The sequence below is a fragment of the Citrobacter sp. CK181 genome, from assembly GCF_030333595.1.
In the GTDB taxonomy this organism is placed as follows: Bacteria; Pseudomonadota; Gammaproteobacteria; order Enterobacterales; family Enterobacteriaceae; genus Citrobacter_B; species Citrobacter_B koseri.
In genome coordinates this window covers 330465-357176 of sequence record NZ_JAOWFN010000011.1, presented here as the reverse complement: position 1 = coordinate 357176, position 26712 = coordinate 330465, and the positions used below count along the sequence as shown (strand labels likewise).

At 53.7% G+C, this 26712-nt stretch carries 21 protein-coding genes and 1 pseudogene; 1 reads left to right on the top strand and 21 read right to left on the bottom strand.

Annotation, left to right across the window (positions count from 1 at the left end):
• Positions 1-558: 558 nt before the first annotated feature.
• The 21 genes and pseudogenes from galF to OGW17_RS05650 all read right to left on the bottom strand — a co-directional run bounded on the left by galF (position 559) and on the right by OGW17_RS05650 (position 24374).
• A complete protein-coding gene (galF, locus tag OGW17_RS05750) occupies positions 559-1452 on the bottom strand; it encodes a UTP--glucose-1-phosphate uridylyltransferase GalF (protein ID WP_012131721.1) in 894 nt (297 codons plus the stop codon).
• Between the two features lie 165 nt (positions 1453-1617).
• Positions 1618-3021, bottom strand: coding sequence for a colanic acid biosynthesis protein WcaM (wcaM, locus tag OGW17_RS05745; protein ID WP_071258903.1), 1404 nt, complete (start codon positions 3019-3021; stop codon positions 1618-1620).
• Between the two features lie 11 nt (positions 3022-3032).
• A complete protein-coding gene (wcaL, locus tag OGW17_RS05740) occupies positions 3033-4253 on the bottom strand; it encodes a colanic acid biosynthesis glycosyltransferase WcaL (protein ID WP_047462621.1) in 1221 nt (406 codons plus the stop codon).
• Positions 4250-5530 (bottom strand): colanic acid biosynthesis pyruvyl transferase WcaK, encoded by a 1281-nt coding sequence (wcaK, locus tag OGW17_RS05735; protein WP_012131717.1) that lies wholly within the window; start codon positions 5528-5530, stop codon positions 4250-4252. Before wcaK ends, wcaL begins: the two co-directional genes overlap by 4 nt.
• Before the next feature lie 109 nt (positions 5531-5639).
• Positions 5640-7118, bottom strand: a complete 1479-nt coding sequence (wzxC, locus tag OGW17_RS05730) for a colanic acid undecaprenyl disphosphate flippase WzxC (protein WP_047462615.1) — start codon at positions 7116-7118, stop codon at positions 5640-5642.
• Positions 7119-7127: 9 nt separating this feature from the next.
• Positions 7128-8522, bottom strand: a complete 1395-nt coding sequence (gene wcaJ, locus OGW17_RS05725) for an undecaprenyl-phosphate glucose phosphotransferase (RefSeq protein WP_047462612.1) — start codon at positions 8520-8522, stop codon at positions 7128-7130.
• A 54-nt stretch (positions 8523-8576) separates the two neighbouring features.
• Positions 8577-9947, bottom strand: coding sequence for a colanic acid biosynthesis phosphomannomutase CpsG (gene cpsG / locus OGW17_RS05720; protein ID WP_071258905.1), 1371 nt, complete (start codon positions 9945-9947; stop codon positions 8577-8579).
• A gap of 148 nt (positions 9948-10095) precedes the next feature.
• Positions 10096-11532 carry a mannose-1-phosphate guanyltransferase gene (gene cpsB / locus OGW17_RS05715; RefSeq protein WP_012131712.1) on the bottom strand — a complete coding sequence of 479 codons (1437 nt, stop codon included), beginning with the start codon at positions 11530-11532 and terminating at the stop codon, positions 10096-10098.
• Between the two features lie 3 nt (positions 11533-11535).
• Entirely contained in the window at positions 11536-12759 is a 1224-nt protein-coding gene (wcaI, locus tag OGW17_RS05710) for a colanic acid biosynthesis fucosyltransferase WcaI (RefSeq protein WP_071259074.1), read from the bottom strand.
• A gap of 86 nt (positions 12760-12845) precedes the next feature.
• A pseudogene (locus OGW17_RS05705) lies at positions 12846-13319 on the bottom strand (GDP-mannose mannosyl hydrolase); the annotation flags it as partial.
• A 2-nt stretch (positions 13320-13321) separates the two neighbouring features.
• A complete protein-coding gene (gene fcl / locus OGW17_RS05700; protein ID WP_071258909.1) occupies positions 13322-14287 on the bottom strand; it encodes a GDP-L-fucose synthase in 966 nt (321 codons plus the stop codon).
• Between the two features lie 2 nt (positions 14288-14289).
• A complete protein-coding gene (gene gmd, locus OGW17_RS05695; RefSeq protein WP_012131708.1) occupies positions 14290-15411 on the bottom strand; it encodes a GDP-mannose 4,6-dehydratase in 1122 nt (373 codons plus the stop codon).
• A 23-nt stretch (positions 15412-15434) separates the two neighbouring features.
• Positions 15435-15989, bottom strand: coding sequence for a colanic acid biosynthesis acetyltransferase WcaF (gene wcaF, locus OGW17_RS05690; RefSeq protein WP_047462599.1), 555 nt, complete (start codon positions 15987-15989; stop codon positions 15435-15437).
• 15 nt (positions 15990-16004) lie between these two features.
• Entirely contained in the window at positions 16005-16751 is a 747-nt protein-coding gene (wcaE, locus tag OGW17_RS05685) for a colanic acid biosynthesis glycosyltransferase WcaE (protein WP_071258911.1), read from the bottom strand.
• Between the two features lie 12 nt (positions 16752-16763).
• The gene (gene wcaD, locus OGW17_RS05680) at positions 16764-17984 is read right to left on the bottom strand and encodes a colanic acid polymerase WcaD (RefSeq protein WP_012131705.1); all 1221 of its coding nucleotides are present in this window, start codon (positions 17982-17984) and stop codon (positions 16764-16766) included.
• On the bottom strand, positions 17959-19176 hold the full coding sequence (gene wcaC / locus OGW17_RS05675; protein ID WP_047462595.1) for a colanic acid biosynthesis glycosyltransferase WcaC: 1218 nt from the start codon (positions 19174-19176) through the stop codon (positions 17959-17961). Before wcaC ends, wcaD begins: the two co-directional genes overlap by 26 nt.
• Positions 19173-19661, bottom strand: a complete 489-nt coding sequence (wcaB, locus tag OGW17_RS05670) for a colanic acid biosynthesis acetyltransferase WcaB (protein WP_049011279.1) — start codon at positions 19659-19661, stop codon at positions 19173-19175. The genes wcaC and wcaB overlap by 4 nt, the downstream gene beginning before the upstream one ends.
• A gap of 2 nt (positions 19662-19663) precedes the next feature.
• Positions 19664-20506 carry a colanic acid biosynthesis glycosyltransferase WcaA gene (gene wcaA, locus OGW17_RS05665; RefSeq protein WP_024130193.1) on the bottom strand — a complete coding sequence of 281 codons (843 nt, stop codon included), beginning with the start codon at positions 20504-20506 and terminating at the stop codon, positions 19664-19666.
• A 114-nt stretch (positions 20507-20620) separates the two neighbouring features.
• Positions 20621-22783 carry a tyrosine-protein kinase Wzc gene (gene wzc, locus OGW17_RS05660; protein WP_071258913.1) on the bottom strand — a complete coding sequence of 721 codons (2163 nt, stop codon included), beginning with the start codon at positions 22781-22783 and terminating at the stop codon, positions 20621-20623.
• 2 nt (positions 22784-22785) lie between these two features.
• Positions 22786-23229 carry a low molecular weight protein-tyrosine-phosphatase Wzb gene (gene wzb / locus OGW17_RS05655; protein WP_012131700.1) on the bottom strand — a complete coding sequence of 148 codons (444 nt, stop codon included), beginning with the start codon at positions 23227-23229 and terminating at the stop codon, positions 22786-22788.
• A 5-nt stretch (positions 23230-23234) separates the two neighbouring features.
• On the bottom strand, positions 23235-24374 hold the full coding sequence (locus tag OGW17_RS05650; protein WP_012131699.1) for a polysaccharide export protein: 1140 nt from the start codon (positions 24372-24374) through the stop codon (positions 23235-23237).
• Between the two features lie 691 nt (positions 24375-25065).
• Here OGW17_RS05650 and OGW17_RS05645 point away from each other — a divergent pair.
• A complete protein-coding gene (locus OGW17_RS05645; RefSeq protein ID WP_058669389.1) occupies positions 25066-26649 on the top strand; it encodes a TerC family protein in 1584 nt (527 codons plus the stop codon).
• Positions 26650-26712: the final 63 nt, after the last annotated feature.

The following is a 26712-nucleotide window of genomic DNA, read 5'->3' as shown; positions in this document are numbered from 1 at the left end:
AATAAAAAGGAATCAATAATATTTTAAGTATATAAGTAACAACTAATTTAATTATATCTTTTATCATTTTTAATTTTTCTCAAGTATCTTTCAACAACCAATCGTGGCAGTGGTAAAATTAGACATGTTAGCCAACAGACAGACATGTATTAAAGTAATTAGTAAAAGCATTACTATTCACACTATATAATAGTATGGTTTATCTCCGAGTTTCGTATAAAGAGTTCGAATCAATTGTTAAAGGATAGATCGAATAAGACACGCTACCGCCCCTGGCTTAACAGCTACCAGCACTCTGAACAATTACCAAATTGTACAGCCACCTCGCTAACTCCATGCAACGCTTTAAAGCTGGATACTAATTGTCTTACCAAATGATGACAGAAACAAGGAAAAAAACACAAAAAATGGCTGAAGTTGACGGGGGTAACTTACTGTTATTTCTATACTTTAAAATAAAAAAGGCAGTAAAATAGCTGACTTAAGCACTCTTGCTTATTCAGAATATTTACTGCCATTGGTATTATATCGCCTAATACCTTAAGCGATCGGCTTAGCTTACTCGTTAAGCAACGCCTCAATCCCCTTCCGAAACTTCGCTCCTTCCTTCAGGTTGCGCAGCCCGTACTTCACAAACGCTTGCATATAGCCCATTTTCTTACCGCAGTCGTAGCTATCGCCTGTCATCAGCATGGCGTCAACAGACTGTTTTTTCGCCAGTTCTGCAATTGCATCCGTCAGTTGGATGCGGCCCCAGGCGCCGGGTTCTGTTCTTTCCAGTTCTGCCCAGATATCTGCCGATAACACATAGCGACCTACCGCCATCAGATCTGAGTCCAGCGTCTGCGGTTGATCCGGCTTTTCAATAAACTCAACAATACGGCTGACTTTCCCCTCATTATCCAGAGGTTCTTTGGTCTGGATAACGGAATACTCTGAAAGGTCGCCTTTCATGCGTTTTGCCAGCACCTGGCTGCGCCCCGTTTCGTTGAAACGCGCTACCATTGCCGCAAGATTATAGCGAAGCGGATCGGCCGTCGCGTCATCAATGATGATATCAGGCAGCACCACCACAAAGGGGTTGTCGCCAATCACAGGACGTGCGCATAAAATGGAATGCCCCAGACCCAACGGTTGAGCCTGACGAACGTTCATAATCGTCACGCCTGGTGGGCAAATGGACTGCACTTCCGCCAGCAACTGACGTTTCACGCGTTGCTCCAGAAGTGACTCTAATTCGTAGGAGGTGTCGAAGTGGTTCTCTACCGCATTTTTGGAAGCGTGAGTGACCAGAACGATTTCTTTGATCCCAGCAGCAACAATTTCGTCAACAATGTACTGTACCATCGGTTTGTCAACAATCGGCAGCATCTCTTTGGGGATTGCCTTGGTGGCAGGCAACATGTGCATACCCAGACCAGCTACCGGAATAACTGCTTTCAAATTAATCATTATTTCATCCACCTATAAAATGGTTGCTGAATTATAGCTCTTTAGCATGTTTTAGCCAGCATGAATTACATTATGGCGTTGGATGTGATGGTACGCCGCTTATCCGCAGATTGCAGTAGCCATAATCTTAAGTATGAGTAACTTTCGCCAGGAATGGTCGCAAAACTACCTCCCCCGCTCCGGCAACCTGAAATTGACCGCTTCCACATTCACCACCTTGTGGTTAATCCTGTCGATATCGACCGAGCTCTGCCCCTTCTCATTGACTGCATGAACATTCGCCAGCGACAGCAAGGTGTCCTGTTTCGCCATAAACTTGCCGCGTATATCTTTACGTAGATCAAAGTGCATCTTCAGCGCGGGCCCTGTCGCAGACTCCTGCATTACCTTGATATTACGCAGGAAAAGATGCTGAGGCTGGTTGTGTAGTTCAAGCGTAGCGCGCTTCATCTCCAGATTGGTGATCGCCACAAAGGAGGTCGCATTCCCTGAAGAGATCTGAATGCCGCGCAGTTTATAGTCCAGGCGAGTGTTATCAAGATGAATATCATTTAATTTGAAGTTTTGCGGAATGGATAAATATTTGCCTTTGACGACGCCATAGCCAATAAGCATCCCCGCACAATTCACCATATCGATATTATCAATCACGAAATTATCACACCCATAAATTGCTACCGTCGCATTATCAATGCCCGCTTTCTTACTGAAATCAGGCGTGATATTCCGCGCTTTTACATTACGAATGATAAAGTGTTTTCCGTTCTCCACATGAACCAGTTGTCGGCAATCCGATCCGGTAATATTGGCCACGACAAAGTTCTTTACGGTTTGTTCTTCCGGGTAGGCATTATCGTAGGTGCTGCCCGCTAGCCCGATGCCAATCCCCCAATTGATTTTCCCGTTGGTGCAGTCGATGCGTTCTATAACATGGTCAGAGATCAGAATGTTACGATCGTTAATCGCCACGTTCCATTCGATGGCATCCCCTTGCAGATCGCTGAATCGGCTGTTGGTGATGCGCGCGCCGTCCACCTGGTTGTGGAATCCCTGGCGCAGAATGGCGTAATTTGCATGGCTGACCGTAATATCATCAATGGTGAGATTACGCATCACTCGCGGCTTTTTGCCGCCAATGTAGATCTGGGTAACGGGGCCGAACCCGCTCATGGCAATCCCCCTGATGGTGCAATCTGAACCGCGCACATCCAGGGTGATGTTGTGCAGGCTGCCGCCCTGCTCCCCTGTTACCTGGCAGCCATCCTGCAACACAAACCGACCGCGACCATTGCCGCTTAAGCGCCCACGCACATGCAGCGTTTTTCCTGCCGGGATAAAGATGCCGGTATTGACGTTCTCGCAGACCAGCCCCGCAGGAACAACAACCGTCTGCGCTTCGCTAAACGCCTGTTTAAACGAGGCTATCCAGTCTCGGGGGTTATAATCCTGAATATTGACGGTTTGCCGGGGTTCAAGCGCGCGGGCAAAGGGGGAATGGAGGACAGGAAGTGCGGCAAGCGCAGAGCCTGCCGTCAGGAAGGTGCGACGGGAGAGTTTATTCTCTGGCATACAACCTCGGTTTACATCGTTTGCAGCAGGCTGGCTAACTGTTGATTAATCACCTGCTGATTAAAATCAGCCTCAACTTTTTCACGGGCGCGTTGTACCACAGGCCGTAACGACTCGGTGTCAATGCGACTGAATGCCGCCAGTTGCTCCGCCAACGCCTCAGCATCATTTTCAGGCACCAGCCAGCCCGACTTACCGGCATCCACCAGTTCAGGAATTCCGCTGTGAACGGTTGAAACCACCGGCAGCCCGACTGCCATCGCTTCCATCAGCGCCACCGGAATACCTTCCATATCGCCATCCGTACCGGTGATAGAGGGCAGCAGAAACACATCCGCGTCATCCAGCATTTTTTTCACTTCATGGCTGGGTTTAAAGCCGGGCATTTCAATCACATCATCAAGCTGGTACTGCTCAATCAATGTGCGCAGGCGTCTCTCCCACGGCCCCATGCCCAGGATGCGATAACGGAACGCCACCCCCTGCGCTTTGAGCTGTCGGCAGGCCTCAATCGCTACGTGCAGTCCTTTCTTCTCGGTTAATCGCGCCACGGAGATAATCTCCAGCGGCGTACCCGGCGCTTTTACCGGACGGTGAGTAAAGCGCGTCATATCGACGCCCATCCGCGAGACCGCAATTTTCTCGGGCGGGCACCCCATTGTTTTAAGGCGTCCCGCCCATAATTCACTGATGGGCAGCATGAGATCGCCACGCTGGAACAAACGCTGATATTCAGGCGTGTAGTGATTGAGTACATCGCGGTGCGATACATCAATACCGTGAAAAACGGTGGAGATTTTGCCTTTGATCACGCCAAGTTCCCGCAACTTCGCCGCCGTTACGCCCGCCGGGCCAAAATGGGCGATAAAAACATCCGCCTGGAACATTTTTGGCGTCAGCCCGCAGATTGCGGACAGAATCAGGTTGCGCGCTTCATCACCGTAACGTGAAACATTCAACGCCTTCCAGGTCGATGCGCGCGTACCGCCACGCAAAGACGCAATGGCGCGATAGCGCAGCTTCGCCAGCTTGCCTTCCGGCTCATCCAGCAGCCAGTGCGTTTTTTCACCCAGGCGGTAGGTGTCATACGCCGCATGCGTGTTTTCAAGGTCGCCTTTATGCAACGCGACAATTTCCACCTCAAACCCCATATCGATAAACGCGGTGATCTGGTTCAGCACGAAGGTCTCTGACGACAGTGGGAACTTCAGTAAAAAGAAGCTGACCTTCATTTCCCCTCCCCGATACGGGTTAACACTGACTGCACCATGCGAAAGCCCTGTTCACGCTCGCGGTTTACGGCGTCCGCCAGTCGCGCGTTGAGCGCGGGCAACTGCCCCAGCGTATCGGCCACCATCGCTTCCAGGCTGCCGTCCAGCAAATGACGAATGTCGATCGCCATTTCAGGCAATCCCAGCTGTTGCATAATTCCGGCAGATTTGTGCTCATAATTAATGGCAATCGCAGGGGTCGCGAAATTCATGGAAATAATGGCGGAATGCAGGCGCGTGCCCACGGTCAGTTCACAGGCGCCGAGGATTTTCCCCATTTCAAGATCGTTGAGTTCGTCCATTACCACATGGTAACGATCCGGGTCGCTGACGTGCTGGCGCAGGTTTAACGCCACCATGCGATCGTCTTTGTTATAGCTGTCGATACCGGTACAGGTTGACAGCGCAATCACCTGATAGCCTTCCTCAAGGATACGGTTCACCACGCCAGCAAACGCCTTCTCGTAAGCCTGTTGGGTGGTTCCCAGACGCTTATCGAATGGCGCCAGTTCACGCAGCGTAATCGCAACCGTCTTTTGCTTTCCGGCAAGGGCTAACCAGTGCTGAACGGCATAACCCGGTTCAAAATCGTCATTGTGATGATCAACCAGCCAGGCGGTATCGACCCCCGCTTCAACTTTCGTCGTGGTGATATCGCTACGCTTCATCAGCTCCAGACTGACTGATTCACGCAGAATCAACGCATCACAATGACCAAAGACGTAATTCGCCAGCGTGTTGAACTGCTCGTCCTGGAAGGGGCCGACGCTGTGACCAATCATATACAGCGGCTTCTTCGCCATAAAAGTACACAACGCATGTTCAAACTGCGGTACACCGTACAGATCGACGAAAAACGAGCCCCCGACCTGGATAATGGCATCATAACCGGATAACAGACGCACGAAGTCGGTAAACCCTTGCGCAATGGCAATATTGCGCAGCTTGCCAGTATCGGTGACACGGGAGAGCAGTACCTGATGCTGATAGCGGCGACGCAGCACTTTTTTCACGCGCCCCATCACGCCCGCCGCGTTATTGTGCTGCTTCATCTGCGAATAGAGCGGATCGCCCATCACCGGGCGATTCAATAACCAGGATGAGCTCACCGGATAGCGACTCATCACATCCACTTCTGCGTCAGGCTCAAGACGGTTAATGGCATCCAGCAGGCCGCGCAAAATTGCGCTGTCGCCACGGTTGCCGCAGGTGTGGTTGCCCAGGATCAGTAATTTCATATTTGCCCCTTAAAATCGTTGCCGGATGGCGGCTGTCGCCTTATCCGGCCTACAGCAAAATCAATTCATAGGCCGGATACGACGCGTAAACGTCGCCATCCGGCAAAAGTTATCCTGCGCGAAGCAGTGTTTTCATTTTTTCGCTACGGCAAAACTGGCGCTTCATCTCCACCACCAGCGGATGGCGCGAAAGCACAATCATCACGGCGAAGGCCAGCGCGCCCGCCACGATTTGCGTTGCCAGCAGTACGCTCAGCGGCAGATGTCCATTCAGCGCAATCCCCAACCCATAGCTCACCGCCAGGGTAGGTAAAGAGAGATAAAACGGTAGCCACAGGCTAAGGATGTACTGGCGGTAACTCGACCCCAGCACCGGTTTAATCATGACGAAATAGCTCAGAACGGTATTGATGATCTGCACCAGCAGGAAGCCCAGCGTCACGCCTGTCGCCCCCGCCAGATGGCCGCCAACGATAATTGCCGGAATGAACAGAAAGGTTTTGAACACATTGAATTTGAAGCTGATATCGACGCGCGCTTTCGCCATCAGCAACGAACCAATCGGGTTGCCGACAGAGCGCAACAGCCCCACCACGCACAGCAGTTGCAGCACCGGAATGATGCTGTTCCACTTCTCGCCAAAAACCAGCGGCACAAAATTATTCGATACCACCATCAGACCGAGCAACGCGGGAAAATTAATAATCCCCACGACCGACAGCAGCTTGTAGAAGTTGACGCGCAGCTTCTCCGTATCATCCTGAATTTTGGCGAACGCCGGGAACAATACGCGGGTAATAATCGGGTTAAGCTTCATTGGCGGAACTACCGCCACGTTATAAGCAAGGTTGTATCCCCCGGCGACACTCGCGCCGAGAATACGCGCCAGCACCAGCGTCGACAGGTTAGTATTGACGTAATTGATGATGCTGTCCGCCGTCAGCCATGCGCCAAAGCGCAGGTTCGACGAAACAGACGCCAGCGAAAAATGCAGGCCGGGGCGGTAGATCTTCCGGCCAAAATAGCCGAACAGCAGCGTACGGACGGCGCTGTTGACCAGATAGCCGAGGATCGCCGTCATTGCCAACGGCCAGAAATGGGCGCTGACCACGGTAAAGGTGAACCCCGCCAGCACCGAGCTGGTCTCGATCATGCCTATTTTGTTAAATTCCAGCTCCTTTTGCATCAACGCGCGAAACTGCTGCCCGTGAGGGATCACCACAAACGCCAGCGACAGGGTTTTAATCAGCGGCGCCAGATCGGGGTTATGCAGCACGTTGCCGATCGCGTCGCTAAGCAAAAACACCACAACGCACACCGCCAGCCCTAAGCCAACGTTCAGCCAGTACAGGGTGGTGAGTTCGAGGTGGCTTATCGTTTTACGCTGGATAATGGAGTTGGCAATACCGAAGTCCGACAGCGTATCGGCGAGGGCGATAATCACCAGCGACACGGTCAGCAGACCAAACTGGTGATTATCAATAATCCGCGCCAGCACGGTCATCTGAATCAGTCCCAGCCCGATGATGATAACCGTAGCGATCGCCGACCACTTCGCCCCACTGATGGTTTTTTCTCGTAAGCTCATGATCGTTCCTCAGTACGCCGCTTTATTCACAAAGCCTTTGAACACCGTCAGAAAAACAATCTTGATGTCAAACCACACGCTCCACTCACGGATGTACTCCAGATCAAACTCCACGCGCTTTTCCATTTTCTCCAGTGTGTCGGTCTCGCCGCGCCAGCCGTTGATCTGCGCCCACCCCGTAATGCCGGGTTTGACTTTATGGCGCAGCATGTAGCCTTCGATAAGCTGGCGATACTGCTCGTTATGCGCCACCGCGTGCGGGCGCGGCCCGACGATAGACATGCCGCCGGTCAGAACGTTGATAAACTGCGGCAGTTCATCAAGCGAGGTACGGCGCAGAAAATTCCCCACGCGGGTTACACGCGGGTCGTTTTGCGTCGCCTGCGTCACCACTTTGTCGTTTTCCATCACCTTCATGGAGCGGAATTTCCACACTTTGATCGGCTTACCGTCCATGCCATAACGGGTCTGGCGGAAGATAATCGGCCCTGGCGAACTGAATTTGACCGCCAGCGCAATGCAGCACAGCACCGGAGAGATCAGCAGCAGAATCAGCGACGCCAGCACGATATCTTCCGCGCGTTTCAGCAGACGATTGATCCCTGACAGCGGCGTGTCATACAGCGGCACGACCGGCACGCCGCTTACCTCTTCAATGCGCGAGTGCAGAATATTAAAGGTAAAAACATCCGGGATGAGGATGACCGAGCAGGTAGTGTCCGCCAGAGCGCGCACCAGTTTTTTTACCTGCGCCCCGTCACTCATCGACATGGCGATATAGACGTTATGAATGCGTGAGGCTTTGGCATCCTCAACCAGTTGTTGCAGATTTCCGGCCCAGTCAGAAGAGACGCCGCCCGGTTTCGGATCGTAGTAAACGCCGACCACTTCAAAACCCAACCACGGCTCCTTGCGGAAGCTGTCCAGCAGCGACTGACCGGCAGGAAGATCCCCCGCCACCGCCACCCGGCGCGTGTTGTACCCACGGTTACGCAGCCATCCGGCTCCGTAGCGAATGAACGAGCGGCAGACCACCAGACCCACGCTGGAGAGCGCATACCACGCCAGCCAGACGGTAAGACGGTTATCGAAGTCGTTATTGAAGGCAATCAGGCCCGCGCTGAAGACCAGACTCAGCGTCCAGTTTTGCAGCAGTAGCGCCAGTTCCGTCGAAATCTTCACGCCGCGCCAGGAACGGTAAAAATCAGTTATGCCGCCCAGCATCTGAAAAACCACCAGCGTGATCAGCGCCACCAACAGATGCATATACAGGAAAGGCAATCCGCTCAGCTTGCAGACAACCCATAACCCGCCAAACATGATGGTGATATCCGAAAAGCGTTGCACCATAGAGATTAACGATGCATTGGTTTTGGCTCGCTCGCGCTTTTTTAGATTTGTCATCGTTGTTCCTGTTATTAGCCCCTTACCCGTCGCCGGGTAAGGGAAGAACCGACATTACTGATTCAGCAACGTCAGCAGGGTTCGCGTTCGCGCTTCCATCAGCGGAATGTCGCCGCGTGATTCCACGTTCAGCCGCACCACCGGTTCAGTATTGGAAGAACGCAGGTTGAAGCGCCAGTCGGCAAACGACATGCTGATGCCGTCAGTTCTGTCCACCGTCAGCGCTTCACGCGCAAAGTGTGCTTCCACCCGGCTGATGGCGGCCGCAGGCTCTGCCAGTTTGCTGTTGATTTCACCGCTGGCCGGGAACGCCGCCATCCGGTCACGCACCAGTTCCCCCAGCGACTGCCCTTTCAGACATACCAGCTCCGCCACCAGCAGCCACGGGATCATCCCGCTGTCGCAGTACGCAAAATCCCGGAAGTAGTGATGGGCGCTCATTTCGCCGCCGTAGATAGCATCTTCATGGCGCATACGTTCTTTAATGAAGGCATGACCGGTTTTCGACATCACCGGCGTGCCGCCCGCCGCCGTCACCACATCAACAGTGTTCCAGGACAGACGCGGGTCGTGGATGATCTTCGCCCCCGGGTGTTTCTCCAGAAATGCCTCCGCCAGCAGGCCGACAATGTAGTAGCCCTCAATGAACTGCCCTTTCTCATCAAACAGGAAGCAGCGGTCGAAATCCCCGTCGAAGGCAATGCCCATATCTGCGCCGTGTTCAATAACGGCGTTGCAGGTGTCATCGCGACACTCCGGCAGCAGCGGATTAGGGATGCCGTTCGGGAAGTTGCCGTCCGGCGTGTTGTGGATTTTGATGAAGTCAACCGGCACGCCCTGCGCCTTAAAGCGGGCTTCAATGGCATCCACCACCGGGCCTGCCGCGCCGTTGCCGGAGTTGATGACCAGCTTCAATGGCGTGAGATTGTTGACGTTGATGTAGCCGAACAGGTGGTCGATGTAGGCGTCACGCAGATTGATCTGCTTATAGCTGCCGCGTCTGGCTTCGTTGACCGGTGGAAAATCATTGGATTCCGCCAGACGCTGCACGTCGCGCAGGCCGGTGTCGCCGCTGATGGGGCGCGCGCCCTCGCGCACCAGTTTCATACCGTTGTAGTCCATCGGGTTATGGCTGGCGGTCACTTCAATACCGCCATCAACGCCCAGATGGAAGGTCGCAAAATAGATCTCTTCCGTGCCGGAAAGGCCGATATCCAGTACGTCAACGCCCGCATCCTGCAACCCTTTCGCCAGCGCCAGTTTCAGCGACTCGCTTGTCAGGCGCACATCGCCGCCCAGCACAATGGTTTTCGGTTGCAGGAACTCGCCGTAAGCGCGGCCAATACGCCACGCGATATCCTCATTCAACTCTTCGCCCAGCCTGCCGCGAATATCGTAGGCTTTAAAACAGGTTAATTTCGTCATGTTTTTACCCTTCTTCAGGCAACAGTTGGCCCTGACTCTCGTAAGAGCCTTTTTCAATTTTTGTTTTATTGCCCGGTGACGCTACGCTTACCGGGCCTACGGACCTGTAGGCCGGATAAGCAACGCGCCATCCGGCAACTTACCAGGCTTACACCCGCCCGTAGCGATCGGCGAAGCGCACCACGTCGTCCTCTTCAAGGTACGAACCGGAGCGGACTTCAATCAGGTCGAGCGGAATTTTTCCCGGATTCTCCAGGCAGTGGGTCGCCCCCAGAGGTATGTAGACAGACTCGTTTTCACCGAGCAGTTTGATTTCGCCGTTGATGGTGACTTTTGCCGTCCCTGCAACCACCACCCAGTGCTCCGCCCGATGGTGATGCATCTGCACGGAGAGCCCCTCGCCGGGTTTAACGGTAATACGTTTCACCTGATAACGGTCGCCGGCGTCGATAGAGTCGTATTTGCCCCACGGCCGGTAGACTTCACGGTGGATATGGTGCTCATGACGCCCGTCAGCTTTAATCTGCTCCACCACTTTTTTCACATCCTGCACCGCATTGCGATCGGCAATCAGCACCGCATCTTTGGTCTGTACAACCACCAGGTCTTTCACCCCGACGGTCGTCACCAGGCCCGACTCCGCATAAACGTAGCTGTTTTCCGTTTTATGGCTAATGACGTCGCCGTGATGCACGTTTCCCTCGGCGGTGTGCGCGCTGATTTCCCACAGTGAAGACCAGGAACCCACGTCGCTCCAGCCGGCATCCATCGGCATAACCACCGCATCCGCCGTGCGCTCCATCACCGCGTAGTCCACCGACTCTTCCGGGCAGGCGAGGAACGCCTCTTCATCCACGCGGATAAAGTCGAGGTCGGGGTCAACGATGCTCATCGCGTTTTCGCAGGCGTCCAGAATATCGGGACGGTATTTTTTCAGTTCTTCCAGATAACGCCCGGCGCGGAACAGGAACATCCCGCTGTTCCAGTAGTAGTCGCCGCTCGCCACGTAGGCCTGCGCGGTTTCAAGATTGGGTTTTTCGACAAACTGCGCGACGTCAAAAGCAACCGCGTCTTGCTCGCCGGGAGAGACATCGCCGCGACGAATATAGCCGTAGCCGGTTTCCGGCAGATCCGGCACGATGCCGAACGTGACCAGCTTACCCGCTTCGGCATACGGAATGGCGTTACGCACCGCGTCACGAAACGCCCCTTCATCAGCAATGACGTGATCGGCCGCCAGTACCAGCATCAGCGGATCGCCTTCCGGGCTGTGGCGTTTCGCCGCCAACGCCGCCAGCGCAATCGCTGGCGCGGTATTGCGCCCGGCAGGTTCGAGAATAATGTTCTCCGTCAGTTTGTTTAGCTGGCGCAACTGTTCGGCGACAATAAAGCGGTGCTGCTCATTGCAGATCACCACCGGGCTTTCGCACTCCACGCCGTTCAGACGACAAATGGTCGTTTGCAGCATGGTGAGATCGCCCTTCAGGCAGAGAAACTGTTTTGGATAAAGTACACGAGAAAGCGGCCATAAACGGCTACCCGAGCCACCCGCCATCACGACCGGATAAAGTTTACGTTGACCCATGATTTATCCCCGAATATCTGTAATAAATTGACGTAACACGTTCTCTTTATCGAGCGTGCGTTCGGCATATTCGCATGCCACCGTGTTGTTCTCAGGCATGGCAAGCGCCTGGGTAATCCCCGTCACCAGCGCGTCGACCGACTCCGGTTCCACGCAAACGGCAATGCCGGGATAGTCGCGACAAAGCTGGCCGAGTTCGGTTTCCGGTTCAGCGGTAATCACCGCGTTGCCGCCCACCGCCAGAATATTGGTCAGTTTCGACGGCAAAACGGCATCCGCCGCGCCGCGCTTTTGCACCACCAGATGGCAATCGCCCATCTTCAGCAGCGCAGGTAAGGCTTCATAAGGCTGAAGCGGATAAAATTTGACGTTATCCAGGCCGCGCTCACGGGCCATTTTTTCCAGCCGCGCTTTGCCGCCGCCCTGCCCGACAATGACAAACAACCAGGGGCGATCGGTAAGACGCTCAGCGGCGTCGATCACGTTCTCAAGCCCTTGTTTTTCACCGATATTGCCGGAGTACAGAATGATTTTTTTATCACCCGGCAACCCTAACGTCTGGCGTAAGCGGGCCGCATCGCTAGCGGTCACGTCGCGAAAACGCGCCACTTCCGACCAGTTAGGGAAGAAAATCACCTTGTCTGCCGCGACCCCTTTCTCCTGCGCTTTATTCATCATTGAGCGGGAGATGGTGGAGACGTTATCGACGTTGTGCAGACCGCTGCGCTCGAACGCGGCGGCCAGTCGGGCAACCTTACCGCTCTTGCCTTGCCCGGCCAGCCCCAGACCGAGCATCGCATCCACCTCGTAGTCCTGAATATGCAGCAACGTGCGCGCGCCGGAGAGTTTCGCCAGCAAACGCATACCTGGCGTGCAAAACAGCGTCGGCACCACGCCGATAATCCGATCCGGCTTCCAGCGTCGCTGCGCCATCAGCGGGAAGAAACTGCTCAGGGCGAAACTGCCCAGGTGCAGCAAGCGTTTCAGCGTCGATGGCTGCGTCGGAACATATAACGGGCAGCGCCAGACGGTGGCCGCCCCCTCTTCCCGGCGATAACGCCAGGAGGAATACTGCTCGCCCACTTTCCACTGCGGGTAGTAAGGCGGCGCGGTGATCACCCGAACCTCATGCCCTTCACGCGCCATCCACTCCACCATCTCGCCGGTGTATTTACCGATGCCGGTTAGCTCCGGCGAGTAGTTGATGCCATACACAAGGATTCTCATACGCTTCATCCTTCAACCTGACTCTGCGTTGGCTGCATCTGCTCACCCCTGCCGCCTTGATTCAGGCTGAATGATTTCGTGTAACATCCAGGCACCCCGGACTGACGATCCGCGAGGAAGTACGCCCGACTGTTGTCGTGAACGCTGGCGCTTGCCAGAAGCCGCTCAGGCGTCTGCCAGCGATAATCTTCATGTTGTTCATCAGGCAGATGCAGATCCGCCTGATTCACCTTCAGGCGAAAACCAAGCACAACGTAATGAGTGGTAAAGTCTTCGCCGGAGAAGTTATCGTCATAGAAGTGCTGCCAGACGCCATAAAACGCGCCTGCGGACAGCGGTAAACGCAGCCCCAGTTCCGCCTGAGTGAGACGCTCAAACGCTTTTTCCAGCGTCTCATCCTTCTGCACGCGCCCGCCCGGTACGAACCAGTAACCCTGCGCAGGGCGATTGGTGCGCTTGCCCAGCAGGAATTCGCCGTGCTCATTCTCCACGATCAAATCAATGGAGATCAGCGGCGTAGAGCGCACGACGGTAGCGAAATCTTCCTGACGTAAAAACATGTTTACCCCCGGAACCGGTGCTGGTTCTCAAGGAACCACTGGTAAGTGCTGGCAAGCCCGGCCTCCAGCGACACCTCGTGATACCAGCCAAGCTGATGCAGGCGCGTTACGTCGAGCAGTTTGCGCGGCGCGCCGTCCGGTTTCGTGGCGTCAAACACCACCCGCCCTTTGTAGCCCACGACCTGAGCGATCGTTTGCGCCAGCTCCCGAATGGTGCAATCCACACCAGTACCGACGTTGATGTGCGAGAGCATCGGCTGCGTGTTCTCCTGCCACACTTCGCGATCCAGCTCCATCACATGGATGCTGGCGGCAGCCATATCATCCACATGCAGGAACTCGCGCATCGGTGTCCCGCTGCCCCATACCACTACATCCGGCGCGTTCTGTTCGGTCGCTTCATGGAAGCGACGCAGCAGCGCGGGAATGACGTGCGAATTATTCGGGTGGAAGTTGTCATGCGGCCCGTACAGGTTGGTCGGCATGACCGAGCGGTAATCGCGGTCAAACTGGCGATTCCAGGACTCGCACAGTTTGATCCCGGCAATTTTGGCGATGGCATACGGCTCGTTGGTTGGTTCAAGCGACCCTTGCAGCAGTTCGCTTTCCGCCATCGGCTGTTTTGCCAGTTTGGGGTAGATACAGGAGGAACCGAGGAACAACAGCTTGTTCACGTTGTGCAGATGCGCGGCGTGAATGATGTTGCTCTCAATCATCATGTTCTCGTAGATGAAATCGGCCGGGTACGTATTGTTGGCGACAATACCACCCACCTTCGCCGCTGCCAGATAAACCTGGTCAATGCGTTCTTCAGCGAAGAATGCCTGTACCGCCCGGCTGTCCAGCAAATTCAGCTCGTCGCGAGTGCGAAGCACCAGTTCCACATCCTCGCGCTGCGCCAGCTGTCTTACGATGGCGGAACCCACCATCCCGCGATGGCCCGCCACAAAAATACGTTGTTTCATCATCCTCAGGACTCCAGCGCGATGGCAACCTCGTAGCCATGAGATTTCAGCAAGGAATGTTTCTTCGCCGCTTCCAGGTCTTTCGCAACCATTTCAGACACCATCTCCTGGAGTGTGATCTCCGGTTTCCAGCCCAGCTTCTCGTGCGCTTTTGACGGGTCGCCCAGCAGGGTTTCCACTTCCGCAGGACGGAAGTAGCGCGGGTCAACGGCGATAATCACATCACCCGGCTTCACGCCCGGCGCGTCATGACCGGTGACAGAAACGACAATCCCTTTCTCTTCCACGCCTTCCCCTTCAAAGCGCAGTTTGATCCCCAGCTGTGCCGCCGCCATTTCGACGAACTGACGCACGGAGTACTGCACGCCGGTCGCGATCACGAAATCTTCCGGCGTCTCTTGTTGCAGCATCATCCACTGCATCTTGACGTAGTCTTTGGCATGGCCCCAGTCACGCAGGGAATCCATGTTGCCGAGGAACAAGCAGGACTCCAGCCCCTGAGCGATATTGGCAATCGCGCGGGTGATTTTGCGGGTCACGAAGGTTTCGCCACGACGCGGAGATTCATGGTTGAACAGAATGCCGTTACAGGCGTAGATGCCGTAGGATTCGCGGTAGTTAACGGTGATCCAGTAGGCGTACAGTTTGGCGACGGCATACGGAGAGCGCGGATAGAACGGCGTGGTCTCTTTTTGTGGAATTTCCTGCACCAGACCGTACAGCTCAGAGGTGGAAGCCTGATAGAAACGGGTTTTCTTTTCCAGGCCCAGGAAGCGGATTGCCTCCAGCAGACGCAGCGTACCCAGCGCATCTACGTCGGCGGTGTATTCCGGGGACTCAAACGAAACCGCAACGTGGCTCATTGCCCCCAGGTTGTAGACTTCATCCGGCTGCACTTCCTGCAAAATGCGGGTCAGGTTGGATGAATCGGTCAGATCACCGTAGTGCAGGTGGAATTTCGGGTTGCTGGCATGCGGGTCCTGATAGATATGATCCACGCGTTCGGTATTGAACGAAGACGCGCGACGCTTGATACCATGAACCTCGTAACCTTTCTCCAGCAGAAGTTCCGCCAGGTAAGAACCATCCTGCCCGGTTACGCCAGTAATGAGAGCGACTTTTGACATTTTATTTTCCTCAAATAGTCCCGTTAGGGAGTAACTTTCTCAACGCGCTCGCGCGTTACCACTGCGGGATTGCCACGGCAGATTGTGTTTGCCGGTAGCGATTTAAAAACACTGCTTCGCGCACCAACGACGGTGCCGTCGCCTATCGTTACGCCGGGAGCGACAAAGACATCCGTCGCCAGCCAGCATTTCTCGCCAATCACAATTGGCGTGGCGTTAATATCAAAATGGGCGCTGGCATAATCATGGCTGCCGGTACATAAATAGCTTTTCTGCGAAATAACAGAGTGTGCGCCAATCGTAATGTCACCCAGCGTATATAAAACGGCGTCATCGCCGACCCAAGCGTAATCACCTAACGTCAATTTCCACGGATACGTAATTTTTACAGAAGGTCGGATGACTGCGTTTTTTCCTATTTTTGCGCCAAACATCCGTAATAAAAATGCGCGCCAGCGATACATCACCTGCGGCGACCAGCTAAATAACGTCGCCTGCACCGCCCACCATAATTGCACTTTTATTGCATTGCCGCCCCGGAACCCTTTCGGCACCGAGAAGCCGCTTAAATCCTGCATCATTTTTCCTTATATTCAGGCTTTGTTATATAAGGCTTTTGCTTTGCCTGTCGTTTTCAGACGTAGTAAATAAGATAATTCCGCCCAGAATCCGGGGACGCGTAATATTTTACGCTGCACGTTTTTTGCATCCCGGCATAATTCCAGATTGTTTGAGGTTGACACGCCGCCCATAGAAAATTCAGACACCAACCCTTTGATTCGACGGAAAGGATAGCCTGATTTATAAAGACTGGCTGCCAGCGCGTAATCAGATGACACCTTATATTGCAGATCGTATGGATGTTTTTTCAGCCCTGCGGTCGGGAAGAAAATAGCCTGATGGCTGGCGGGTAAGCTGTGGTAGATATACCAGCCATGTTTGGCGCTTCGTCGGGTTTTATTTCCTTCACCAAAATCCAGCAACGCGTCGCCAATGTACATCGCGTCATCATTTTTTCGCCCCAGTTGACGGACAAAATCGGTGACATCTTCATGAAACACATCGCCGGAATTGAGGAAAAGAGTATAGCGCCCTTGCGCCATCGCAATGCCTTTGTTCATCGCGTCGTAAATGCCGCGATCCTTTTCACTTACGAAGCGTAAGTGAAACTCACCGTTGAGTTTTTCCAGAAACTGGGCGGTGCCGTCATCCGAACCGCCGTCCACGACAATCCATTCAAAGGTCAGGCTGGGATCGCGCGCCAGGTTGCGCAGCGAGCGCCAGGTGTTTACCACGCCGTCGTAATTACGAAAGGCGACAGTAACGACGCTAAGTAACATAAAACCACCTCGTCATGAATTCGTAATATTTAGCGCTTTGCGCAAAATAAAAGGACAAACGATTAAAAATGCATATTCCGGGCTAAATATCGAACCGGTAAAAAACAACGATACCGGCGTAAAGAGATAAAGCTGCACCCGAAAATTCTGATTATCGCCAAACGCATTCAGCGTCATTTTTAAGATTTTCCACATGTACCATGCGGTCAATAACACCGCGAACCATGAGAAATAAATAATCAGCAGATACAGGCCATTGTCTATTGTTTTCCCGACATCCGCACCGTTAAAAATTCCGAATGATGCGACATATTCATAAAGTGAGCCAAATCTGACTACGCCATCAATATGGGTCAACGAATAACCGACCATCACTAATGGCCCAACGATACGATAATACGATGACGAACCTTCCGTTCCTAAATCTCCAAGACGTTCAGCGATATAAGGAAACGCAAAAACCACACCGACTAAAAATACGCCCAACGAAATAATCGCCAGTGGCAATTTTTTCCTTATCGCATCCTTATTCAGATACTGAAATGCCCACTCCAGTAAGTAAAACAGGATAAAGGTCATTACCCCTGAAAATGATCCTGATAATATTATCCCTGCCAGAATCATAGCATCGGTCTTAGGGGTTTTGATACCAAACTGTTTGATGCTGAGCCAAATTGAGATTAACGCCAGAGCAAAAAACGCCGGTTCAAAATAGAGCGCAGTGGTTCGCTTACCGCCAAATTTAATAAAATTCAGCACATAGCTATTACTGTAAATAAGATATTTCGAAATTCCTTCCATTAAACTGCTGCCGCCGGTGAGAATGATCTGCGCCATCTCAACTGCCGCCAGCGCCACCACAAATGCCACCACCATATAGAAAAAACGTAATATCTTGCGGTAGTTATGCGGGGAAACGGTTTTAAAACGAATACTCCACACCATGCCGATAATGATGACGATGTAAACAAACAGCATCGTCGAGGTGACATATTTGCTGGCATCCAGCGACTGACCGAACAGGTAGTTAAACGCCGTCAGCCCTGCCCCCACACCCAGCGCAATCATCAATTTTTTAATGCTGATGCGCTCAATGAACAACAACAGCAAAACGGGTAAAAAGGTGACGATGGTGATGGGGAAGCTTTCGCCCAGTTGGGCAATTTTGACGTTGACCAGCAGGTAGATCAGCGGCAGCAGCAGGTAACTACAGATTCTGATAGAACGAGACATACTCCTCCAGCATCTGTTGTCCGCTGTATGCGGTGCGGCTACGCTCGCAAAAGGCCTCCAGCGAGGCGCCAAATACGGCCTGGGCAATGTCTGATTTGCTCATCTGCACCAGGTTCAGCACCTCGTCTTCACTGAACGTTCGCCCGCCCGATTTTGCCAGCACCTCCTGCGCCGCGTCGCTGTGCGTGGCGATCACCGGCACGCCGATAGATAACGCTTCACACAAAATCAGCGGGTAATTATCGACCCGGGAGCTGAACACCAGCGCATCCATCTGGTTAAGGGCGCTCATCAGCTTGCGTTTATCGGTTTCAAAGCCGTGATTCACCACGTTCTCACCGTCGAAGGGGGAAAACTTACCGAAGGTGTGCAGCTCAATGTTGTTGCCTGCCGCCATCATGTCGCGCACCAGCTGCTGGTTTGTTTTGCCGTCATAGCGCAGATCGTGCGCCACCACGGCAATTTTCGGTTTGCCCTGGCGCTCGCTCACCGGCGACAGTTCGGACAGAATCGCTTCGGTCGCCACATCAATGCCATTATTGATAATGCGACAACGCCCTGCCCCGTACAGGCTGTTAAACGCCTCCGCCACATGCTGGCTGGGCGAGATAAACTGACAGCCCAGCGAGAGCATCTGCTGAAACAGCTGCCGCTTGCCCACCACCAGCTGGTGCGCTCTGTCCACTTTTACCGGCGGATAATTGGTCAGCGTCGGGCATTTCTGACAGCCGCTTTTCCAGCCTTCACAGCCGTCGGTAAAGGCACAGCGTCCGGTCACGCTCCAGTGATCGTGCAGCGTCCAGACCAGCCTCACGTCCGGCTTATGGTTTTTCACCTTCTCGCAGAAAGCGACAACCTCTGCCAGATTCAGCCAGTAGCTGTGCAGCACATGAAAATGCAGCACCAGCGGGCCGGGTGTCCGGGTCACTTTGCGGTACAGGTTATCGAGATTGCCAAAGAGGTCGCGGTTAAACAGACGAAACAGCGCGATATTGGCGACCGATGTCAGACGCGGCGTCTGTTTAATCACATGCGGGTAGTTGCTGTGGCTGACGCTTTTCTTCCCGCCTTTGCCGTAGCCATAGACAAAGTGCGAGGTCAGGCCTTTTTGTAGCGCGCGCAGGTGCAGGTCTAATGCCACGCCCGCCGCGCCGCCTTCCGCCAGTCGAACATTAAATTGCAGAATATTCATTTAATTACCTTCACTCGCGCCTTCTCTCCCACTACCAGCGCGTTATCGGGAACCGTGTCGAGCACCACGCTGCCCGCCCCGATAGTCACGTTATTGCCGATGGTGATATCCCCCAGCAAAATGACGTTAGCGCCCAGCTCAACGCCGTTACCAATGACCGGGCACGCCAGGCTGTCGCCGCCCCGGTTGCCGATGGTGACGCCATGACGCACGGTGAAGTCGTCGCCCGCGACGACATGCTTATTGATCACGACGGCATAACCGTGATGGATGGTGAAGCGTCGGCCGATGGTTGCGGCAGCCTGAATTTCGTAACCAAACAGGCATTCGGTCATCAGGCGGTACAGCACCAGCACCGGCGCGGCCCACAGGTTATTCAGCACATTTTTTTTGCGCCAGACGGAACAAAAATGGGCAACGCGGTAGGCCAGCACCATGCAGCACGGGCGCAGACTCCAGCTGTTTGCGCGTAGATCCTCCAGCATCCTTAACGCCCCCGCAGTCCGTCAGCCAGGCGTTTGCCGTTACGCACAGAAAACAGCGTCAGCAACGTGCGCCAGGTCATTCGCTTATTGCGGATCTGGTACAGCGTAAACAGCTGATACTTTTTGCTGGCGCGGTCGAATTTGTCTTTATGTTTGCGGTAGAAATGGAAGTAGCCGGAGAACTTTTTCGGCGAGGAGGTGATCTGCATTTCACCGTGATTGATGTGCAGAATCTGCGTCGCCTCTTCCACTTTCCACGGTTCGCCGTACTCAACCACCATACGCAGGAAAATATCGTAGTCCTGCGCGGCTTTCAGTTCAGTATCAAACAGGCACTCTTTAAAACGCCAGGCCCAGGTAAAGACCTGATTGCCAATGATATTGCGTTTATAAAAAAGACGGCGTGAGTACGGCGATTTCGGGTACAGCGGCAGACTGGCCGGCTGCGAGTAAACCTCGCCTTCGCAGACATAGTCATTGGCGTATAAAAACGCGTGCGTTACCAGCTGATGCTTATGTTCAAGGAACACGCTCAGACGGTTCGGCGTCCATTCATCATCATCATCGATCCCGGTGATGTACTGCCCTTTCGCCTGCATAATGGCCTGATTACGCACCGCGCAGGCGCCGGAATTGATCGCATTGTGGGTGTAGCGCACGCGCGGGTCGTTTAACCCTTCAACAAACTGCTGCAACTGCTCATACGATGAGGAGCAGTCATCCACAATGATCATTTCCCAGTGGGTATAGTCCTGGCGCAGCACCGATTTAATCGCGCGAATCGCCAGTTGCTGCCGATTCCAGGTTGGCATGTAGATCGAAATCAGTGGGTTGTCTATTGTCATTCTCATTCCCCGGATAGTGTCGGATGGCGGTGTAAACACCTTATCCGGCCTACAGTCACCAGCAATCTTGTCGGCTCTGTAGGCCTGATAAGCGCAGCGTCATCAGGCGACTTATTATTTTGAATCCGACTTGTATTCGTACTCGTAGTAACCGTAATCCTGATAACCGGTCGCCCGTCGGAAGATGGAGTTGAGGATTACGCCTTTTACCGGAATGCCGTTCTGCTCAAAGCGGCTCAGGCTGGTTTCCACCTCTTTTAATGTGTTAACGGCGTAACGCGCCACCATCAGCGTGGTGCCGACATGCCGTCCGACGATCGCCGCATCGGTCACCGCCAGAATCGGCGGCGTATCGATTAAGACCAGGTCATAGCGCGCGCTGGCCCAGGCAATCAGTTCGCCAAAGCGCTCGCTCATCAGCAGTTCCGACGGGTTAGGCGGCACCTGTCCTCGCGGCACCAGATCGAAATGCGGGATGGAAGTGGGTTTAGCGCAGGAGGCGATATCTCCTTTGCCCACCAGAATGTCGGACAGACCATTCACGTTGTTGGTGCCCAGCAGCTCGTGGGTATAGCCTTTACGCATATCGCAGTCGATCAGCAGCACGCGTTTGTTGGTCTGGCTGATGACCGCCGCCAGGTTGGCGCAGACAAAGGTTTTGCCGATAGACGGGCTGACCCCGGTCAACATCAGCACATTGTTTTGCGCCTGCATCATGGCGAAATGCAGGCTGGTACGCAGGCTACGCACCGCTTCAATCGCCAGATCGGTTGGGTTCCCCACCGCCAGCAACTGGCTCTGTTTGTAGCGCTTAACGCCCTTAATCGTTTTGACGTTATCGCGCGCTTTCTGCCACTCCGACAGCGGAATGCTGGCATAGACGCTGATGCCGTGTTCTTCGAGCACCTGCGGACTTTCAATCCCACGGTTAAACAGCGAACGCAGCAGCACGCCGACGATAGAGAGCATCAGGCCAAGAATAATGCTGCCAAGAATAATCAGCGCTTTTTTCGGCTTCAGCACGCCCGGCTGGGCAATCGCCGGGTCAACAATACGCACATCCCCGACGGTACTGGCCTCGGTGATCTTCAGCTCCTGCTGCTTGTTCAGCAGTTGCATATAAACCTGCTGACCGGATTCGACGTCGCGCGTTAGACGCACAATTTCCTGCTGCGTTTTCGGCATTGCCGTCACCCGCCCGTTCAGTTTGGCTTTTTCGTCTTCCAGCGCTTTACGTTTTTCCAGCAGCGTACGGTAAGCCGGATGCGCTTTAGTAAACAGCTTGGAGATTTCCGCCTCTTTGAAGGTCAGTTCGTTAAGCTGGGCGTCGATATTCACCATCGAATCCAGCACCGCCTTGGCCTCCAGCGGTAAGTCCACGGAGTCTTTATCCTGACGGAAGGCGTTGAGTTTGTTTTCCGCGACGTCCAGGCGACTGCGCACTTCCGGCAACTGTTTCGCCAGGAACGCCAGACTTTTCGCCGCTTCCGCAGACTTCCGCTCAACGTTCTGTTCGAGATAGTTGCGGGTGATGCTGTTGAGAATATCGCGGATCTGATCCTTGTCTTCACCGGTAAAGGCCAGGCTCAATACGCCGGTATCTTTGCCGTTTTCCGTCACGGTCAGGTTGTTTTGCAGATTGTTGATCATCCCAAGCGTGGAGAATTTAGTGACGGTAAATTCACTGTCCGGGCGGGCATGGATAGCGCTCACCATCATCGTCACGCCATCTTTACTCAGCAGTTGCCCGGCCTGACCGCGCGCGCTAAAGCCGCCGTCGCTGGTCAGTTCGTAGGTTTTGTCACTCAGCACGTTAAGCGTGAAAACCTGCTCGCCCATCTCTTTTGGACGGGTGAACGTTGTCACTTTCACCGTCTCATTCTGCCGCCCCATCAGGCGCTCCCAGCCTGCGCCAAACAGCGGGAAGGTGTTTTTGGTGACGGAGATATCCAGGTCGAGATCGTCAACGGTTTTCCCCAGAACCAGACGCGACTGAATCAGCTGAATTTCCGCTTCTGATGCCGGCGGTTTATTGGCCAGCGCAGAGCCAATATCCTGCACCAGCGAGTTACCGGTATTTTGCTCGATTTGTACCAGCGCGTCGGCGCTGTAAATCGGCGTGGCGAATAGCGTGTAAATCACCGCGCACAGCGCAAATACCGCCGTAATGCCAAGCACCCACCAGCGCGCTTCAATGACGGTTCCCACCAGGCGACCGATATCGATTTCATCACTGCCCGTTACCGGAGCGGCAAGCTGTTTTACTTTTTCTGTCATTGTTATACCTGCTCTGCGTTCAATGCCTGCGCCCATTGGCGAGCAGACCTTTCAAGTAATGTGTACACCGCTTCAAACGCCTCGCGACTTTTGCGATACGGGTCGGGTATTTCACGCTCGCTGTCCCAGTGGCCGAACAACATCACTTTCCCGCGCATCTCTGGCGCCATCTCGCACAGTCTGGCGATATGGCGTTTTTCCATCGCCAGAATCAGGTCATAATCCCGGCACATACGCCCGGAGATCTGGCGGGCGCAATGACCTTCAAGAGAGAGGTTATGCGCCGCCGCCACGCTGACCGCCGACCGGTCGGCGCCCCTTCCCACCAGCGCGCCCAGCCCGGCGGACTCCACCGTTAACGACGGGTGATAACTTTTCAGCAAGCGCTCTGCCGTTGGGGAACGGCAAATGTTCCCCACGCAAACAACTAAGATTTTGTTAAACATGACGTTTACCAGTTATGAATGTCGCTGGCCGTATCCGTCATATAACGGACACCGCTGATGGTCGGCAGCAACTGATTGATCAGACGGTTCCAGCGCGCAACCGGTGCGGTCGTGACGTACACCACATCGTAAGGTTGCAGTCGGAACTCCGTCGCCATCACCAGAGAGGTGGCATCAGACATATCAAGCTGATAAATATTGGCGATCTTGCCATTGCGTCCGCCCTCGCCTTTCAGCGGTCGAATCACGAAGATGCCGCTGGCATTGGAGGTGGTCAGGTCGATACCTTCCGCCGTACCCAATGCTTCGGTGAGCGTCATACCGCTGAAGTCCATTTTGAGGGTGCTCTGTTTCTTCACTTCACCCATCACGAAGACTTTCAGATCGTCATTACGCGGTACAAACAGGATGTCTCCAGGGTAGAGCAACCGGTTCTGGCTGAGATCGCCGTTTTGCATCAGCGCCTGCAAAGAAATTCGCTGCTCCTGGCCATTGTGCGTCAGCACGACGTTGCGCCAGTCGGCGTTTTCGGTCAGGCCGCCGGCGGCGTTGATGGCATCAAGAACGGTGAGCGGCACGTTGGTGATCGCCTGCTGGCCGGATTTATTCACCTGCCCGGAGACATACGCCTTCTGCGAGCGGAAAGCGGCGATATTAACGTCCACCTGCGGGTCAGCAATGTACTTCGCTAAGCGCCCGGTAATATCACTGCGAATTTCACCCAGCGTTTTGCCCACCACAGTCACTTTGCCGATGTAGGGATAAAACATGGTGCCATCGGGTTGAACCCAGTTGCCGGTATCACTGGAGCTGCGGTACTGCCCGGCGGGCGTGGTCAGTTCCGGGTGATCCCAGACCGTCACATTCAAAACATCGCCTGGGCCGACGCGGTACTGGTAGCTTGAGATCTCCTGGTCCAGTGACATATTGGGCTGCGCCACATTTGGACGTGGTCGTAATTGCTCCACCAGACGCGGCGTCAACGGATAGACATTCACCATACGGTCGAGATCAAAGTCAGCGTCTTGCTGTTTGATCACGTCTTTACCCATCGTAGACATATTGCTGCCCGGAAGTACTGTGCAACCACTTATCAAGGTTACCGACACCAATAATGGCATCAATTTCATTTTGGATTTCATCATTGATTATTTATCACTTTGGCAGAGTAATTATCCCGTGCAATTTAAATAGCGACTTCGCCTGTACACATTTACATTGCAGTTAATTGAAAAGAAATTTAACTAGCATCAGTCCTAAAAAATTTGGATTCATCCGTAGGCTATTGACAGAATAATTCAGACTTGTCACCAGGTTATCAGACACGCTACCGCCCTTGGCTTTTTAGCTACCAATACACTGATTAATTTAGGTTTTTATAATCCTCTTTATTTCCTCTTCTTCGCGACAGAGAAACATCACAGGAAATAAGAAAGTTACTCAGTAATGGCCTGCTTGACGGCGACAGGATATTTTTGTTGCCCACCATTAATGCTGCAAGAATTGTTGCAGTTAACGTAATAGCAGGCAAGGTAACAAGCCTGTACTTCACCCTTTTTAAGATTAATATTAAGCGTGGCGAAATTATAATTTTAGGATTTTATTGATGTTGACAAATTCTATATTTAACGCCCAACCTGCGATATTTCCGAAATATATCCACATTCAAAAAACCGTACCATATGGAAACTTTATGGTTATTTTTCCGCCACGTTTTCAGCATAAAAGCCTGATATAAAAGAAAGAGAAATGACGTTATGTCATTGCATTTTGCGCCAGCTTTATCCATGATCGAATTGTGACAACTGTCATATAACGAAAGGTATTATTCTCACTATGGAATGGATTGCCGATCCATCAATCTGGGCCGGACTCGTCACGCTTATCGTCATCGAGTTAGTCCTCGGCATTGATAACCTGGTCTTTATTGCCATCCTCGCTGAAAAACTGCCGCCTGCGCAGCGCGATCGTGCACGCATTACCGGGCTGCTGTTAGCGATGATCATGCGCCTGCTGTTGCTGGCGTCTATCTCGTGGCTGGTCACGCTGACGAAGCCTCTCTTCAGCATACGCGACCTGAGCTTCAGCGCCCGGGATCTGATTATGCTGTTTGGCGGTTTCTTCCTGCTCTTTAAAGCCACGATGGAGCTCAACGAGCGGCTGGAGGGGAAAGACAGCGATAACCCCACCCAACGCAAAGGGGCGAAATTCTGGGGCGTGGTGGCGCAAATTGTAGTGCTGGACGCCATCTTCTCCCTCGACTCGGTCATTACCGCCGTGGGGATGGTCGAACACCTTGCGGTGATGATGGCGGCGGTGATTATCGCCATCAGCCTGATGCTGCTGGCCAGTAAATCCCTGACCCGGTTTGTGAACAGCCACCCAACCATCGTGATCCTCTGCCTCAGCTTCCTGCTGATGATCGGCTTCAGCCTGGTGGCGGAAGGGTTTGGCTTCCATATTCCGAAAGGTTATCTGTACGCCGCGATCGGCTTCTCGGTGATGATTGAAGCGCTGAACCAACTGGCGATCTTCAACCGTCGTCGCTTCTTATCCGCCAACCATACGTTGCGCCAGCGCACCACCGAAGCGGTGATGCGTTTGCTCAGCGGGAAAAAGGAGGATGCCGAGCTGGATGCTGATACCTCCGCTATGCTGGCGGATCATGACGACAGCCAGATTTTCAACCCGCAAGAGCGGCAGATGATTGAGCGGGTGCTGAACCTCAACCAGCGCACCGTCAGCAGTATCATGACCTCGCGCCATGATATTGAGCACATCGATCTCGACGCGCCTGAAGAGGAAATTCGCGCCCTGCTGGAAAAAAACCAGCATACGCGTCTGGTAGTGACCGGAGAGGACGAACAGGAAGAGTTGCTTGGCGTGGTGCATGTCATCGACCTGCTACAGCAATCGCTGCGCGGCGATCCGCTCGATCTGCGGGCGTTGATCCGTCAACCACTGGTGTTTCCTGAAACGCTGCCGCTGCTTCCGGCGCTGGAGCAGTTCCGTAACGCCCGTACGCATTTTGCTTTTGTCGTGGATGAGTTTGGTTCCGTTGAAGGGATCGTAACCCTGAGCGACGTCATGGAAACCATCGCCGGTAATCTGCCGAACGAAGTGGAAGAGATCGACGCCCGTCACGATATTCAGAAAAACCCGGATGGCTCCTGGACCGCCAACGGCCATATGCCGTTGGAAGATCTGGTGCAGTACGTTCCGCTGCCGCTGGATGAGAAACGCGAGTACCACACCATCGCGGGGTTGTTGATGGAATACCTGCAACGCGTGCCGAAAACCGGAGAAGAGGTTCAGGTGGGAGATTACCTGTTGAAAACCTTGCAGGTTGAGAGTCACCGCGTACAGAAAGTGCAGATTATTCCGTTACGTAGCGATGACGAGTTAGATTACGAGGTGTAAGGCAGAACGGCATGCCGGGTGGCGGCTGACGCCTTACCCGGCCTACGGTTGTGTCGTTGTAGG